The organism is Rhabdothermincola salaria, from assembly GCF_021246445.1.
Lineage (GTDB): Bacteria > Actinomycetota > Acidimicrobiia > Acidimicrobiales > Acidimicrobilacustridaceae > Rhabdothermincola_A > Rhabdothermincola_A salaria.
This window is the reverse complement of the sequence record NZ_JAJQXW010000001.1, coordinates 1,305,883-1,320,582: the sequence shown is the minus strand read 5'-3', so window position 1 is coordinate 1,320,582 and position 14,700 is coordinate 1,305,883. Positions and strand designations below refer to the sequence as shown.

14 protein-coding genes are annotated in these 14,700 nt (G+C 72.6%); 10 read left to right on the top strand and 4 right to left on the bottom strand.

Annotation, left to right across the window (positions count from 1 at the left end; all coding sequences use genetic code 11):
• Nucleotides 1–2: 2 nt before the first annotated feature.
• Nucleotides 3–269: a type II toxin-antitoxin system Phd/YefM family antitoxin gene (locus LUW87_RS06145; protein ID WP_232670219.1), complete on the bottom strand. Its 267-nt coding sequence runs from the start codon at nt 267–269 to the stop codon at nt 3–5.
• Nucleotides 270–348: 79 nt separating this feature from the next.
• Here LUW87_RS06145 and LUW87_RS06140 point away from each other — a divergent pair, with 79 nt between their 5' ends.
• The 5 genes from LUW87_RS06140 to LUW87_RS18685 all read left to right on the top strand — a co-directional run bounded on the left by LUW87_RS06140 (nt 349) and on the right by LUW87_RS18685 (nt 4,157).
• Nucleotides 349–1,464 (top strand): acyl-CoA dehydrogenase family protein, encoded by a 1,116-nt coding sequence (locus LUW87_RS06140; RefSeq protein ID WP_232670217.1) that lies wholly within the window; start codon nt 349–351, stop codon nt 1,462–1,464.
• A 92-nt stretch (nt 1,465–1,556) separates the two neighbouring features.
• Nucleotides 1,557–2,009, top strand: a complete 453-nt coding sequence (locus LUW87_RS06135) for a hypothetical protein (RefSeq protein WP_232670216.1) — start codon at nt 1,557–1,559, stop codon at nt 2,007–2,009.
• 339 nt (nt 2,010–2,348) lie between these two features.
• Entirely contained in the window at nt 2,349–2,567 is a 219-nt protein-coding gene (locus tag LUW87_RS06130; RefSeq protein WP_232670215.1) for a hypothetical protein, read from the top strand.
• Nucleotides 2,568–2,724: 157 nt separating this feature from the next.
• On the top strand, nt 2,725–3,498 hold the full coding sequence (locus tag LUW87_RS06125) for an alpha/beta hydrolase (RefSeq protein ID WP_232670214.1): 774 nt from the start codon (nt 2,725–2,727) through the stop codon (nt 3,496–3,498).
• 26 nt (nt 3,499–3,524) lie between these two features.
• Nucleotides 3,525–4,157 (top strand): gamma carbonic anhydrase family protein, encoded by a 633-nt coding sequence (locus LUW87_RS18685; RefSeq protein WP_232670213.1) that lies wholly within the window; start codon nt 3,525–3,527, stop codon nt 4,155–4,157.
• A gap of 61 nt (nt 4,158–4,218) precedes the next feature.
• Here LUW87_RS18685 and LUW87_RS06115 read toward each other — a convergent pair whose 3' ends face one another.
• Both LUW87_RS06115 and aceE read right to left on the bottom strand, forming a co-directional pair.
• On the bottom strand, nt 4,219–4,803 hold the full coding sequence (locus LUW87_RS06115) for an HhH-GPD-type base excision DNA repair protein (RefSeq protein ID WP_232670212.1): 585 nt from the start codon (nt 4,801–4,803) through the stop codon (nt 4,219–4,221).
• Between the two features lie 64 nt (nt 4,804–4,867).
• Nucleotides 4,868–7,600, bottom strand: coding sequence for a pyruvate dehydrogenase (acetyl-transferring), homodimeric type (aceE, locus tag LUW87_RS06110; protein ID WP_346742402.1), 2,733 nt, complete (start codon nt 7,598–7,600; stop codon nt 4,868–4,870).
• 120 nt (nt 7,601–7,720) lie between these two features.
• Here aceE and LUW87_RS06105 point away from each other — a divergent pair, with 120 nt between their 5' ends.
• The 5 genes from LUW87_RS06105 (at nt 7,721) to LUW87_RS06085 (ending at nt 13,618) form a co-directional block, all read left to right on the top strand.
• Nucleotides 7,721–8,803 carry a ribonuclease H family protein gene (locus LUW87_RS06105; RefSeq protein ID WP_232670211.1) on the top strand — a complete coding sequence of 361 codons (1,083 nt, stop codon included), beginning with the start codon at nt 7,721–7,723 and terminating at the stop codon, nt 8,801–8,803.
• Nucleotides 8,800–10,668, top strand: a complete 1,869-nt coding sequence (locus LUW87_RS06100; protein ID WP_232670210.1) for a hydantoinase/oxoprolinase family protein — start codon at nt 8,800–8,802, stop codon at nt 10,666–10,668. Before LUW87_RS06105 ends, LUW87_RS06100 begins: the two co-directional genes overlap by 4 nt.
• The gene (locus LUW87_RS06095; RefSeq protein WP_232670209.1) at nt 10,665–12,242 is read left to right on the top strand and encodes a hydantoinase B/oxoprolinase family protein; all 1,578 of its coding nucleotides are present in this window, start codon (nt 10,665–10,667) and stop codon (nt 12,240–12,242) included. Before LUW87_RS06100 ends, LUW87_RS06095 begins: the two co-directional genes overlap by 4 nt.
• Nucleotides 12,243–12,330: 88 nt before the next feature.
• A complete protein-coding gene (locus LUW87_RS06090) occupies nt 12,331–13,107 on the top strand; it encodes an SDR family NAD(P)-dependent oxidoreductase (protein WP_232670208.1) in 777 nt (258 codons plus the stop codon).
• 226 nt (nt 13,108–13,333) lie between these two features.
• Entirely contained in the window at nt 13,334–13,618 is a 285-nt protein-coding gene (locus LUW87_RS06085) for a DUF427 domain-containing protein (RefSeq protein ID WP_232670206.1), read from the top strand.
• A gap of 23 nt (nt 13,619–13,641) precedes the next feature.
• Here LUW87_RS06085 and rsgA read toward each other — a convergent pair whose 3' ends face one another.
• Nucleotides 13,642–14,697 carry a ribosome small subunit-dependent GTPase A gene (rsgA, locus tag LUW87_RS06080; RefSeq protein ID WP_232670205.1) on the bottom strand — a complete coding sequence of 352 codons (1,056 nt, stop codon included), beginning with the start codon at nt 14,695–14,697 and terminating at the stop codon, nt 13,642–13,644.
• Nucleotides 14,698–14,700 lie beyond the last annotated feature (3 nt).

Here is a 14,700-nt window from a genome sequence, read left to right as displayed (position 1 = left end):
GTTCAGCGGACCTTGCGCAGCTCGATGTCGGACCGGGTGTCGACCGGCAGGGGAGTGCGGGCCACGTCCGGCCGCCCCGTGCGGGCCCGCGGTGCCCGCACCGCGCCCATGGCCACGAGGTCGTCGAGCCCGACCTCGTGGCCGCCGCCGACAGGTCCGAGCACCGCCGCCGGTCGACCCGAGACGGTCACCACGATGGCCTCGCCCGCCTGGGCCCGTCGCACGAGGCCGGCGAGGTTGGCCCGGAGCTCTCGCACGCCGATCTGCACGGCACCCACCGTAGATGTGGACGCGTGTGTACACAAGATGGTTTGCAGCCCGGCGCGCCGCCTCGTAGCGTCCCGGCCCATGAACTTCGCCTTTTCCGAGGAGCAGGAAGAGCTCCGCAACATCGTCCGTCAGTTCCTGGAGGCCAAGTCCTCCGAGGCCACCGTGCGCGAGCAGATGGAGACCGAGCGGGGCTACGACCCCACGGTGTGGAGCCAGATGGCCGAGCAGCTCGGCCTGCAGAGCCTCACCATCCCCGAGGAGTTCGGCGGCCAGGGCTTCGGCTACGTCGAGCTCATCGTCGTGCTCGAGGAGATGGGCCGCTCGCTGCTGTGCGCCCCGTACTTCTCCACGGTGGTGCTCGCCGCCAACACGATCCTGCAGGCCGGTGACGACGACGCCAAGGCCGCCCTGCTGCCGGGCATCGCCTCGGGCGAGACCATCGCCACCCTCGCCTTCACCGAGCCCAACGGTCGCTGGGACGAGTCCGGCATCGAGGCCACCGCCACCGACGACGGCGGCACCTGGAAGATCAGCGGCACCAAGAGCTACGTCCTCGACGGCCACGTGGCCGACCTGATCGTGGTGGCCGCCCGCACCGCCGCCGGTGTGAGCCTCTTCCACGTCCCCGGCGACGCCGCTGGGCTCACCCGCACGGCGCTGTCCACCATGGACCAGACCCGCAAGCAGGCCAAGCTCGACTTCGACGGCGTCGAGGCCACCCTCCTCGGCACCGACGGCGCCGGCTGGGACACCCTGTCCACCGTCCTCGACCTCGCCGCGGTCGGCCTCGCTGCCGAGCAGGTCGGCGGCGCCCAGATGTGCCTCGACATGGCCGTCGAGTACGCCAAGGTGCGCGTGCAGTTCGGCCGGCCCATCGGCTCGTTCCAGGCCATCAAGCACAAGTGCGCCGACATGCTCCTCGAGGTCGAGTCGGCCAAGTCGGCCGCCTACTACGCCGGCTGGTGCGCCTCGGAGATGAACGACGAGCTGCCGTCGGTCGCCTCCCTGGCCAAGGCCTACTGCTCGGAGGCCTACTTCCACGCCGCCTCCGAGAACATCCAGATCCACGGCGGCATCGGCTTCACCTGGGAGCACCCGGCCCACCTGTACTTCAAGCGGGCCAAGAGCTCCGAACTGCTCTTCGGCGACCCCACCTACCACCGCGAGCTCCTCGCCCAGCGCATCGGCATCTGAGCCGGTCGTCGGGCCCTCGGGGCCGACCACGACCGCGAGGCCCGCACCGTCGCCGGTGCGGGCCTCCGCCGTTTTCTCCGTAGTCTCGTGTCGTGCTCATCGTCTTCGTCGTGCTCACCGTGGTGGCGGTGCTGGTCATCGCCCTGGTCACCATCGGGCGCCTCACCTACCGCCTCGAGGACGAGCCGCCCACGTCGGTGTACGACCTCGAGGAGGCGGTGGAGTTCGTGGCCGACCGCCTCCCCGAGGAGATGACCGCCGAGCTGACCTACGACGACGTGCGGGCGCTGCTGCTGTGGCACCTCGACTACCTCGAGGATCGGGGCGTGGCCCGCGACTTCGGTGAGAACGACACCAGCGGTCCGCTGGTCGCCGCCGAGGACGAGGGGCTGGCCTACGTGCTCGGCAAGGCGGCCGAAGGCGGTCTCGAGCTCGACGACGTGTGGGTGGTGCGGGTCCTCGACGCCTCGGGTGAGTACCTCGAGGCCATCGGCGCCATCGGCGGTCAGGTTCCCGAGCCGCCGGATCCCTCGGCGAGCTCCTGAGCCCTGCGAACGGCGTGTGAACGGAGCCGAAAGGCGCGTGCACTCGGCGGGGCAGAGCTGGCACACTGCTCGGACCGAGGAAAGGAGGTGGTCCACCAGATGAACGACGGTTGTTGTGGGACCTCGGAGGTGGCTGGTCGCTAGCGCGGCGAGCTGGGCCGGCTGGTGAATCCCACCCAGCCACCGCCGGTGACGACGGCCGGGAGCTCGTCCCGCCCGGTAGCCAACGTCCCACCGGTCTCATTCCACTTACTCAGTGACAGGGGAGGGCCTTCGTGCCCTCCCCTGTTCGCGCCCGCCCTACGATGAGGCTCCCTGCAGCGGAGGTGCGCACGACCAATGGAACGTCCCGGGAAGTACGCCGAGCACCGATGGGTGGGCGACAAGCGCACCCAGGTGGTCTACGACGTCGACAACCTCACCGAGCCCGAGATCATCGCCGAGCTCATGGCGGCCGAGACGTTCATCGGCTTCGGCCCCGACACCCTGGCCGAGGCCCGCAACCGCGGCTACAAGCCCTACAAGGGCGACGGCTCGGGCGCCGGCGTCGCCGAGTGACCCGCATCGGCCGAGACGTCGGGAGCGCCAGCGGCCGGTCTCGCATCGGCGGCGCTCCGCGTTCCGGGGTGGGTTCGTGTCGGGGTGGGGGGTGGCGAGACGTCGGGAGCGCCAGCGACCCGTCTCGCACCGGCGGCGCTCCGCGTCGCCCATAGTCATGGAGCAGCTGTTCACCTCGGGGGGCATCGGGATCGCCGGGCACCTGGCCCGGCCCAGCATCGCGGCGGGGACGCAGGTGCCGGGGCTGTTGATCACCCACGGGTTCCCCCACATGAACCAGGGCGGGCGGCTCTCGGCGCGGTCTTTCCCGGAGCTGGCGGAGCGCATCGCCACCGAGATGGGGTGGGTGGTGCTCACCTTCACCTTCCGTGGCTGCGGCGACTCCGGCGGCGACTTCTCGTTGCGGGGATGGCTCGACGACCTGTTGGCGGCAGCCCGCTTCCTGCGCGAGGTCGACGCCGTGCGGGGCGTGTGGGCAGCCGGGTTCGGCACGGGTGGGGCCCTCAGCGTCTGCGCCGCCGCGGCCGATCCCGAGATCCGAGGAGTGGCGGCGGTGGGGGCACCCGCCGACTTCGACGACTGGGCCAGCCACCCACGCCGGCTCCTGCAGCACGCGCGCGACACCGGCATCATCCGTTCGGCGGCCTACCCGCCGGCGTTCGACGCCTGGGCCCGTGAGATCCGCGACGTGCGGGCCGTGGCGGCCATCCCGAAGGTGGCACCTCGATCGGTGCTGCTGTTGCACGGCTCGGACGACGACGTGGTGCCCGTGTTCGACGCCCGGGTCCTGGCCGACGCCCACGGCGACGCCGACCTGCGCATCATCGACGGCGGTGGGCACCAGCTGCGCCACGATCCCCGTGCGGTGGCCGTCCTGCTCGGCTGGCTGAACCGTCAGCGGGCCCTCAGCTCGGCCGACCGGTCGAGCTGACCGACCCCGACCGACTGGAGGACCGCGTGCCGGCCTATGAGATCGAGGGCGTCCGGCCCGTCGTGCACCCCGGGGCGTTCGTGCACCCCGACGCCGTGCTCATCGGCGACGTGCACGTCGGCGAGGGCGCCTACGTGGGCCCGTTGGCCAGCCTGCGAGGCGACTTCGGTCGCATCGTCGTGGGCGAGGGCGCCAACGTGCAGGACGGCTGCGTGCTGCACTGCTTCCCGGGGGAGGCCTGCGAGCTCGCACCCGAGGCCCACGTCGGCCATGGCGCCATCCTCCACGGCTGCACGGTCGGCTCCTTCGCCATGATCGGCATGAACGCCGTGGTGATGGACGGCGCCCGCATCGGTGGCGAGGCGTTGGTGGGGGCCAACGCCTTCGTGCCGGCCGGCATGGAGGTGCCGGCTCGGCACCTGGCGGCGGGGAACCCGGCCAAGGTGGTGCGCGAGCTCGACGACACCGCCCTGGGATGGAAGGCCAACGGGGTGCGCGTGTACCAAGAGCTCGCCCGACGCAGCCGTGGTTCGCTTCTGCGGTGCGAGCCGCTCGCCGAGATCGAGCCCGACCGGCCCTCGCTGTCCACCGGCACCGAGGTGTCGGTGCCCCTTCACGTCGCCCGCGAACGGGCGGAGGACGAGGGTTCGTCGTCGTAGCGGCGTCGAGGCGTCGCCCGGTGTCCAGGGGTGGCCGGGCGCCTTCGGCCCGGCGGGGTCGTCACGCCTTGTCGGCCTTGCCCTTTCCCTTGGCCTTCTGGGCCTTCTTCCACTCGCGGACCTTCAGCAGGGCCTCGGGCGAGGAGATGTCGGCCACTGACCGGGGCACGTCGTCGGAGAACGGCGCGGCGGCTGCCTCCCATCCGGCCGGCGCCTTGCCCAGCCGCTTGGCCAGGATGGCCATGAAGATCTTGGCCTTCTCCTCGCCGTAGCCGGGGAGTTCGCGGAGGCGTCGGTAGAGCTCGTCGCCGGAGCGGACGCCCTTCCAGACCTTGGCGGCGTCGCCGTCGTAGTGCTCGGTGAGGAACTGGCACAGCTCGTGCGTGCGGCGGGCCATGGCGGCGGGGTAGCGGTGCAGGGCGGGCTTGGTGACGAAGACCTCGACGAGGGCGTCGGGGTCCATGGCCGCGATGGCAGCGGCGTCGAGCCCGTCCAGGCGCTGCGACAAGGTGAGGGGCCCCTTGAACGCCCACTCCATCGGCACCTGCTGGTCGAGCAGCATGCCGATGAGCAGGGCCAGAGGATCGGTGACGAGGAGGCGGTCGGCCTCGGGGTCGCCGGTGACGGGGATGGATGGCGCGGCCATGGCGGTCACGCTACCCAACCCGTCGGTGCCGTCCGCCGCCGGAGACGGCGGTGACGGTGGCCGGTCAGATGGTGCGGGGGTCGGGGGTGTCGGGGTCGAGCTCGTGGCGCTTGATGGCGTCGGCCACCCTGGTCGGGTCGACCGCTCCGTCGTGGGCCAGGGCCGAGAGCACCGCCACCTCGACGTGGGCGGCGTCGGTCTCGAAGTGCCGGCGCAGGGCTTCGCGGGTGTCGGACCGGCCGAAGCCGTCGGTGCCGAGGGGGACGAACGTGCGCTCGCCGAGGAACCGGGCGACCTGGTCGGGGACCGACTTCATGAAGTCGGTGACGGCGACGATGGGACCGGGGGCATCGGCGAGGAGGCGGGCGACGCGGGAGGTGCGGGGCGGGTCGAGCGGGTGGAGCCGGTTCCACCGCTCGACGGAGAGGGCGTCCTCGCGCAGGGCCTTGTAGCTGGTGGCCGACCACAGCTCGGCCCCGACCCCGGCCTCGGCGAGGGCCGCCTGGGCGTCGCGGGCCGCCGCCTGGGCGGTGCCCGAGAACACGAGGGTGGCCTGGGCCTCGACCCCCTCGGGGCTGTCGGCCCACTTGTAGAGGCCACCCACGATGTCGTCGGCCGTGACGTGATCGGGTCGGGCGGGCATCTGGTAGTTCTCGTTGTAGGCGGTGAGGTAGTAGAAGCCACCGTCGCCGCCGTTGGGCCCGTCGCCGGCGGCGCGGCCCTCGGGCCCGCCGTACATCTCGTGCAGGCCGTGCTCGATGATGGCTGCCATCTCGTAGGCGAAGGCGGGGTCGTAGGCGTGGCAGGTGGGCACGGTGGAGGCCAGCACCAGGCTGTGGCCGTCCTGGTGCTGCAGCCCTTCGCCCATGAGGGTGGTGCGCCCCGCGGTGGCGGCGATGAGGAAGCCCTTGGCCTGGGCGTCGGCCGCCGCCCAGATGAGGTCGCCGACCCGCTGGAATCCGAACATCGAATAGAAGATGAAGAAGGGCACCATGGGCACGCCTCGAGTGGCGTAGCTGGTGCCCGCCGCGGTGAAGCTGGCCATGGCCCCGGCCTCGGTGATGCCCTCTTCGAGGATCTGGCCGTCCTTGCCCTCCACGTAGCTGAGCAGCAAGGAGGCATCAACGGGTTCGTAGAGCTGGCCATGGCTGGCGTAGATCTTCAGCTCGCGGAACAGGGCGTCCATGCCGAAGGTGCGGGCCTCGTCCGGGATGATGGGCACGACGCGGTCGCCGAAGCCCTCGTCGCGGGCGAGGCCGCGCAGCATCCGGGTGAAGGCCATGGTGGTGGACACCGCCTGCCCACCGGAGCCGGCGTCGAACTCGGCGAACGCGGCCGGATCGGGCAGGGTGAGCGGACGGCGGACCTCGGTGGAGCGGATGGGCAACGGCCCGTCGAGGGCGCGCCGCCGGTCCATCAGGTACTTGTACTCGGGCGAGTCCGTGTCGGGCCGGTAGTAGGGCGGAGTGTCCTCGTCGTCGAGGGCGTCGTCGGGGATGACGTCGTCGAGGTGCAACCGGTCGCGCAGCTCGCGCAGCTGGGCCATCGACATCTTCTTGATCTGGTGGGTGGAGTTGCGGCCCTCGACCTCCGAGCCCAGGGCCCAGCCCTTGACCGTCTTGGCCAGGATGACGGTGGGTACGCCCTTGGTCTCGGCCGCGGCCTTGTAGGCGGCGAACACCTTCTTGTAGTCGTGACCGCCTCGGGGCAGGGCCCGCAGCTCGTCGTCGGAGAGGTGCTCGACGAGCTTGCGCAACCGCGGGTCGGGGCCGAAGAAGTGCTCGCGGATGTACTCGCCGGACTCGACCGCGTAGCGCTGCCACTCGCCGTCGAGGGTGGCGTTCATCTTGGCCAGCAGCACGCCGTCGACGTCGCGCGCCAACAGGTCGTCCCACCCGGCGCCCCAGATGACCTTGATCACGTTCCAGCCGGCACCGCGGAACGAGCTCTCGAGCTCCTGGATGATCTTGCCGTTGCCCCGCACCGGGCCGTCGAGGCGTTGCAGGTTGCAGTTGATGACCCAGGTGAGGTTGTCGAGCCCCTCGCGCCCGGCCAGCGAGATGGCGCCCAGCGTCTCGGGCTCGTCGGTCTCACCGTCGCCGAGGAAGCACCACACCCGGCTGGCGGCGGTGTCGTCGACGCGGCGGCTGTGCAGGTACTTGTTGAACCGGGCCTGGTAGATCGAGTTGATGGGCCCCAGGCCCATGGACACCGTCGGGTACTCCCAGAAGTCGGGCATGAGCCACGGGTGGGGGTACGAGGAGAGCCCGGGTCCGTCGATCTCGCGACGGAACCCGTCGAGGTGGGACTCGTCGAGGCGGCGCTCGAGGTACGCCCGGCTGTAGATGCCCGGCGCGGCGTGGCCCTGGATGTACACGTGGTCGCCGGCGAGCCCGTCCTCCTTGCCCCGGAAGAAGTGGTTGAACCCGACCTCGTAGAGCATCGCCGACGAAGCGAACGTCGACAGGTGCCCGCCGATGCCCTCGGCCTGGGTGTTGGCGTTGATCACCATGACCGCGGCGTTCCAGCGCAGCATGCGGCGCAGGCGCTTCTCCACGTACTCGTCGCCCGGGAACCAGGGCTGCTCGTTCACGGGGATGGTGTTCACGTACGGGGTGGACACCTCGGCCGGGGTCCCGACCTGGCGCTCCCGGGCCCGCTCGGTGAGGCGTGACACCAGGTAGCGGGCCCGAGTCTTGCCCCGCTCGCCGATCACCGCGTCCAGCGAGTCCAACCACTCGCCGGTCTCGGTGGGGTCGGCATCGGGCAGTTGCGAGACGTGCTGGTCGAGGTTCACGGGGGGAGACCCTTCCGGGCTCGAGGGGCAGGGCGCCTTCCATGATGCCGCCCCTCGGTCGGTTACCGGTGGGTAGTTCGGGAGAACTGTGCATGAACCGGTCTGTGCGACGCTGGGCGGGTGACGACCGTGGCCTACACCGATGGTGCCTGCAAGGGGAACCCTGGCCCCGGGGGCTGGGCCTGGGCGGTGCCGGGCGGAGCCTTCGCCAGCGGCGCAGAGGCCCACTCCACCAACCAGCGCATGGAGATCACGGCGGCCTTCGAGGCGGTGAAGGCCAACCCCGGGCCGCTGGAGGTGGTGAGCGACTCCACCTACGTCGTGCACTGCTTCCGTGACGGCTGGTGGGAGGGCTGGAAGCGCAAGGGGTGGCTCAACTCCCAGCGCAAGCCGGTGGCCAACCGCGATCTGTGGGAGCCCTTCGTCGACCTCGTCGTCGCTCGCGGCGACGTGAGGTTCCGTTGGGTGAAGGGGCACGGCGGCGACCCGGGCAACGACCTCGTCGATCGCCTGGCCGTGGAGGCCGCGGAGACCCAGCAGGGCCGGTCGGGCGACTCGCCCCCGGAAGAGGTCGGGGCACCCGACCGACCGGGCGCACCGACGCGGTCGGCGGCCTCGGTCGGCACCAGCGGCACCGACGACACCGGTTCGGGAACCGACGGCGACCTGCCCGGCCATCCGGTGGTGATCCTCGGGCATCGCCCTCCCGTCGTGGATCCCGAAGCCGACCCCGAGGGGGCCGGCATCCTCCTCGACGAGCTGCTCACCAAGCTGGTCACCCTGGTCGAGCGCGACCCCGAGCTGGTGGTCGTCACCGGGCTGCGCCGGGGGGCCGAGCAGCTGGCCGCCGAGGCCGCCGTGGGGGCGGGCGTGCCCTACGTGGCCGTGCTCCCGTGGCCCGACCCGGCCACGGGGTGGCCCGAGGCGGACCGCGAGCGTTTCGAGGAGCTCGTGGGCGAGGCCGACGGGGTGCGGGTGCTGCGCCCCGACGTGCCGGCAAGCGTCGACGACCAGCGCGCCGCGATGGCCCGGCGCGACGACTGGCTGGCCCGCCGGGCCCGCGCCGCCCTGTTGGTGTGGGACGGCCACGACGAGGCGATGGGGCGCCTGCACCGCACCCTCGTCGACCACCTCGGGTCCACCGCCGTGGTCGTCGTGGCCCCGCCGCCGCCCCCTCCTCCGCCTGCGCCTCCGGGTCCATGACGCGCGTCGGCAGCGACACCGGGGGCACCTTCACCGACCTGGTCACCGCCGACGGTCGCATCGCCAAGGTGCCCAGCACCCGAGACGACCCCGGTCGCGCCGTGCGCGACGGTCTGGCCCTGCTGCTCGGTGACGAGCAGGCCGAGACCCTGGCCCACGGCACCACCGTCGCCACCAACGCCCTGCTCGAACGCAAGGGCGCCCGGGTGGCGCTGGTGACGACGGCCGGCTTCGCCGACGTCATCGAGATCGCCCGCCAGGACCGTCCCGCGTTGTACGACCAGTCGGCGACCCGCCCCGAGCCGCTGGTGCCCCGCCACCTGCGCCTCGAGGTCGACGAGCGCCTGGCCGCCGACGGCACCGAGCTGGTGCCCCTCGGCGAGATCCCGGTCATCCCCGACGTCGTCGACGCGGTCGCCGTGTGCCTGCTGCACAGCGACCTCGAACCAGGGCACGAGTGGGTGGTCGGGGCCGAGCTGGAGTTCCGGGGCCACGACGTGAGCTGCTCGTGCGACGTGAGCCCGGAGTTCCGCGAGTACGAGCGCACGGTGACCACCGTCGTGAACGCCTACCTGCGGCCCGCCTGTCGGACCTATCTGCGCGACCTCGACGACGCAGCCGACCGCGTGCTCGTCATGACCTCGGCGGCGGGCCTGGTGCCGGCGAGGCGGGCGGCCGAGCGACCGGCGGCGCTGCTGTTGTCGGGCCCCGCCGGCGGGGTGCTGGCCGGGGCCGTGGCCGCCGCGGCCAACGGGTTCCCCGATGCGGTCACCTTCGACATGGGGGGCACGTCCACCGACGTGTGCCTCGTGCTCGGCGGCACCCCCGAGCCGGCCGCCGAACGGGAGGTCGCCGGCTTCCCGGTGCGAATGCCGTCGCTCGACGTGCACACCATCGGCGCCGGCGGGGGGTCCATCGCCCACCTCGACGACGGTGGGGCCCTCGTCGTGGGGCCCGAGAGCGCCGGGGCCGAACCCGGGCCGGCCTGCTACGGCCGGGGTGGTCGGCGTCCCACCGTCACCGATGCCGACCTGGTCGCCGGCCGCATCCCGGCCGACGCCGCCTTCCCCGGTCTCGGTCCACTCGACCGCGATGCGGCCGAGACGGCGTTGGCCGCCGCCGGCGTCACCGCCGACGGAGTGCTGGCCGTGGTCGACGCCGCCATGGAGGAAGCCATCCGGGTGGTCACCGTCGAGCGCGGTGTCGACCCGTCGGGTCTGGCCCTGGTCGCCTTCGGGGGCGCCGGTCCGCTGCACGCGTGCGCCCTGGCCGAGGCCCTGGACATGGCCGCGGTGGTCGTGCCGGCCCGAGCGGGCGTGCTCTCGGCGGTGGGCATACTCGGCGCGCCGTTGCGGGTCGACCTGGTGCGCTCCGTCGTCGACCCCCGCGACCACGCCGGCGCCCGCCTCTTGGGCCACGAGCTCGTCCAGGAGGCGACGACGCAGCTCCTCGCCCAGGCGCCGCCACCACCGGCTGACCGCCACGACGACCTCGGGGCCGGCCTCGTCGGGGTCACCACGGCCGAGCACCGGGTCCACAGCGACGTGGCCTTCGACTGCCGCTACGCCGGCCAGAGCCACGAGCTGGCGGTGCGCCACCCGGGGCGCTTCCACCGCGAGCACCGGCTCCGCAACGGCTACGAGCGTCCGGAGCACCCCGTCGAGGTGATCGCCGTGCGGGTCAAGGCCTGGATCGAGTCGCCCGTCGGGGTCGACGACCTGCCGGCGCCCGACCGGGTCGGTGCCGTCGGGCCGGCCGTGCTCGCCGAGGAGGACTGCACGATCTGGGTCCCCGACGGATGGGTCGCCGAGCTCGGCGCGGCCGGTGCCCTGGTGCTGCGGCGGGTGGGGCAGGAGCGCTCGTGACCCTCGATCCCGCCGCCCTGCAGGTGCTCATCGCCCGCCTCACCGGCATCGCCACCGAGATGGGGGCGGTCCTGGGTCGCAGCGCGTTCAGCCCCAACATCAAGGAGCGTCACGATCACTCGGCCGCGCTGTTCACCGCCGAGGGCGAGCTCTTGGTGCAGGCCGAGCACATCCCGGTGCACCTCGGCTCCATGCCGGCGTCGGTGGCGGCGGCCATCGACCGGTTCGGTCCGGGGACAGCTGGCTGGGAGGCGCTGGCCGGAGGTGACCAGGTCGTGCTCAACGACCCGTTCCGCGGAGGAACGCACCTCAACGACATCACCCTCGTCGCCCCGTGCGTTGTCGACGGCCGGCTCGTCGGATGGGCAGCCAACCGCGCCCACCACGCCGACGTCGGCGGCGCCGCTCCCGGGTCGATGCCGGCGGAGGCCACGGAGATCTACGCGGAAGGACTCCGTCTGCCGCCGGTGCGCCTCACCGACGAGGTGCGCGCCGTGCTGCTGGCCAACTCCCGCACCCCCGACGAGCGGGCCGGCGACCTCGACGCCCAGGTCGGCGCCAACCGCCGGGGGGTGGCTCGCCTCGCCGAGCTGTCCGACGCCCCGTTCGCGGCCGTGCTCGAGCACGGCGAACGGCGCATGCGGGCCGCCCTGTCCGAGATGCCCGACGGCACCTGGCGCTTCGCCGACGTGGTCGACAGCTTCGGGCCGGCGCCGGACCAACAGGTCGAGACCCATGTGCGGGTGGCGGTCACCGTCGAGGGTGACAGCATCACGTTCGACCTGTCCGACAGCGACCCCCAACGGCCGGGCAACGTCAACGCGGTCGAGGCGGTCACGGTCAGCGCCGCGGTGTACGCCCTGCGGTGCGCCCTCGACCCGACCATGCCCGCCAACGGCGGTGCCCTGCGACCCGTGCGGGTCGTCACCCGGCCGGGCACCATCGTGGCCGCCTCCGAACCGGCCGCGGTGGGGGCGGGCAACGTGGAGGTGAGCCAGCGGGTGGCCGACATCTGCCTGGGCGCCCTCGCCCTGGCCCGACCAGGGCGTCTGGGGGCGGCCTCGCAGGGCACCATGAACAACCTGCTCATCGGGGGACGACGCGCCGCCGACGCGACCGAGGCGCAGCGGCCCTGGGTGTACTACGAGACCGTGGCCGGTGGGCAGGGCGGCCGGGTGCACGGCCCCGGCATGAGCGGCGTCCACACGGCGATGACCAACACCAAGAACACGCCCATCGAGGCGTTGGAGCGGGCGTTCCCGCTGCGGGTGCGACGGCTCACCTTGCGGCGGGGGAGTGGCGGCGCCGGGCTCCACGCCGGCGGCGACGGGGTGGAGCGCGACCTCGAGGTCCTCGCCCCCGCCGTGGTCTCGCTCATCACCGAGCGCCGGCGCTCGGCCCCGTGGGGGCACGAGGGCGGCGCGGCAGGCGCGACGGGCGAGAACTGGCTCCTGCCGAGGGGAGACGAGGGCGCCGCCCAGCCCTTGCCGGACAAGGTGACGGTCGTGGTGGACGCCGGCGACGTGGTCCGTCTGCGCACGCCCGGCGGTGGCGGCTGGGGCCCGCCCGCCTGAACGACCGGTCCCTCGCCGTCGGGGACTCCGCCCCGCCGGACACGGTGGATGCGGTCCCCGGATCGTCGGATCCGTAGGATCGGTTCCCATGGACATCAATGGAACCTCTGCCATCGTCACCGGTGGGGCCAGTGGCATCGGCGAAGCGTCGGCCCGTCAGCTGGCCGCCCGCGGCGCCAAGGTCGTCATCGCCGATCTCAACGACGAGCGGGGCAACGCCGTCGCCTCCGAGCTCGGTGGCGCCTTCTGCCACGTCGACGTGACCAACGTCGACGAGGTCATCGCCGCCGTCGAGACCGCCAAGGAGATGGGGCCGCTGCGCGCCGTCGTGAACTCCGCCGGCATCGGCGCCGCCAGCCGCACCATCGGCAAGGACGGCAGCTACGACTCGGCGTTCAACCTCGACTACTGGCGCAAGGTCATCGACATCAACCTGACCGGCACCTTCAACGTCATCCGGTTGGCCGCCACCGCCATGGGCCAGACCGAGCCCCTCGAGTCCGGCGAGCGTGGCGCCATCGTGAACATGGCGTCGGTCGCCGCCTTCGACGGCCAGATCGGCCAGGCCGCGTACTCCGCATCCAAGGGCGGCGTGGTGGGCATGACCCTGCCGATCGCCCGCGACCTCGCGGTCGTCGGCGTCCGGGTCAACACCATCGCACCGGGCCTCATCGACACCCCGATCTACGGCGAGGGTGAGGGCTCCGAGGCGTTCAAGGCCAACCTGGCCAAGGACGTGCTGTTCCCCAAGCGCCTCGGGTCGGCCGACGAGCTGGCCAGCATGGTGGTCGAGCTGGTCACCAACTCCTACATGAACGCCCAGACCATCCGGGTCGACGGCGGCGCCCGCCTCGCCCCGAAGTGAGCCGCTGAGCGGTCGGGAGCGCCAGCGACCCCGCTCACACCGCGTCGCTCCGCCGTGGGGTGGGGTGGGTGGTGTGGTTCGGGGTGGTGAGCGGTCGGGAGCGCCAGCGACCCCGCTCACACCGCGTCGCTCCGCGGCGCCATAGGTAGGGAAGATCCGGCCCGGCTCAGGGGTTCTCTCCTGGGACCGGGCCGGTTCGCGTCCCGGGAGTGTCGAGGAGGACGAGATGGCCAAGGCGATCTGGAACGGTGCGGTGCTGGCCGAGAGCGACGACACGATCGTCGTGGAGGGCAACCACTACTTCCCTCCGGCGAGCGTGAACGACGAGCTCTTCACCGACAGCGACCACCACTCGGTGTGCCCGTGGAAGGGCACGGCGAGCTACCGCAACGTCGTCGTCGACGGCCAGGTGAACGGCGACGCCGCCTGGTCCTACCCGGAGCCCAAGGACGCGGCGGCCGAGATCGCCGGCTACGTGGCCTTCTGGCGAGGCGTCACGGTCGAGGCATAGCGCGCCCGGTCGGGCGGCCGGGATCAGTCGCGACCCTTCTGGCGCTTGACGTCCTTGACCATGCGGGCGAAGCGCTTGTCGTGGCGACGTCGCTCGACGGGAGAGGCCCGCACCTCGGCGGCAGCTGTCTCCTCCATGAGGTCCTGCCAGCGCTGCACCCGAACCGGATCGAGCTCGCCGGCTTCGAGGGCGGCCCGTAGCGCGCAGCCGGGCTCGGTCTCGTGGGCGCAGTCGCTGAAGCGGCACAGCTCGGCCACCTCGGCCACCTCGGCGAAGGTCTCCTCCACGGCCTCGGTGTCGCCCACCAGGCCCACCTCGCGGATGCCGGGCGAGTCGATGAGGATGCCGCCGTTGGCGAGCAGGTGCAGCTCGCGGGTCGTGGTGGTGTGCCGTCCCTTGCTGTCGCCGCCGCGCACGTCGCCGACGAGGGCCACCTCGGTGCCCAACAGGGCGTTGACGATCGACGACTTGCCCGCCCCCGATTCGCCCAGCAGGGCGACGGTGCGTCCGGCGACGAGCTCTTCGAGGGCGCCGAGCCCTTCACCCTCCATCACCGAGGTCACCACGACCTCGATCCCCGGGTTCCCGGCGCGCGCCTCGGCCCGGGCCTCGTCGGGGTCGGCGGCGCTGGGGTCGGCCGCCTTGGTGAGCACGACCACGGGCTCGGCGCCGGCGTCGTGGGCGATGGCCGTGCCGCGCTGGATGCGGCCGTCCTTCACCGGCCGGTCGAGCCCGCACACCAGCAGCAGGCGGTCGACGTTGGCGGCCAGCTGCTGCTCACCGCCTCCCGGGGCTCGGCGCCGCAGGAGCGAACGACGGGGGAGCACGGCGCTGATCTCTCCGTCGACGACCGCGATCCAGTCGCCCACCGCCGGCTCGGGATCGAGGCGGCGGGTGAACATGAACGTGCGGGTCTCGTCGGCCAGGGCCAGCACGAGTCCGGCTCCGTGGTGCTGGAGCACACGGGCGGGCTGGGCGCCGGGACCGAAGTCCACCAGCGCGTCGGCCCAGTCCTGGTCCCACCCGAGCGCCGCGAGGCGCGGTGGCGGCTCCGGGCCGGGCCCGGCACGATCGCTCACGAG

What these genes read in the sequence shown, in the direction of transcription:
- LUW87_RS06140 (WP_232670217.1), top strand. Translation starts at nt 349, where the DNA reads ATGAACTTCGCCTTTTCCGAGGAGCAGGAAGAGCTCCGCAACATCGTC.
- LUW87_RS06115 (WP_232670212.1), bottom strand. Translation starts at nt 4,803, where the DNA reads ATGGCCGCGCCATCCATCCCCGTCACCGGCGACCCCGAGGCCGACCGC.
- LUW87_RS06125 (WP_232670214.1), top strand. Translation starts at nt 2,725, where the DNA reads ATGGAGCAGCTGTTCACCTCGGGGGGCATCGGGATCGCCGGGCACCTG.
- LUW87_RS06130 (WP_232670215.1), top strand. Translation starts at nt 2,349, where the DNA reads ATGGAACGTCCCGGGAAGTACGCCGAGCACCGATGGGTGGGCGACAAG.
- LUW87_RS06085 (WP_232670206.1), top strand. Translation starts at nt 13,334, where the DNA reads ATGGCCAAGGCGATCTGGAACGGTGCGGTGCTGGCCGAGAGCGACGAC.
- LUW87_RS06090 (WP_232670208.1), top strand. Translation starts at nt 12,331, where the DNA reads ATGGACATCAATGGAACCTCTGCCATCGTCACCGGTGGGGCCAGTGGC.
- LUW87_RS06100 (WP_232670210.1), top strand. Translation starts at nt 8,800, where the DNA reads ATGACGCGCGTCGGCAGCGACACCGGGGGCACCTTCACCGACCTGGTC.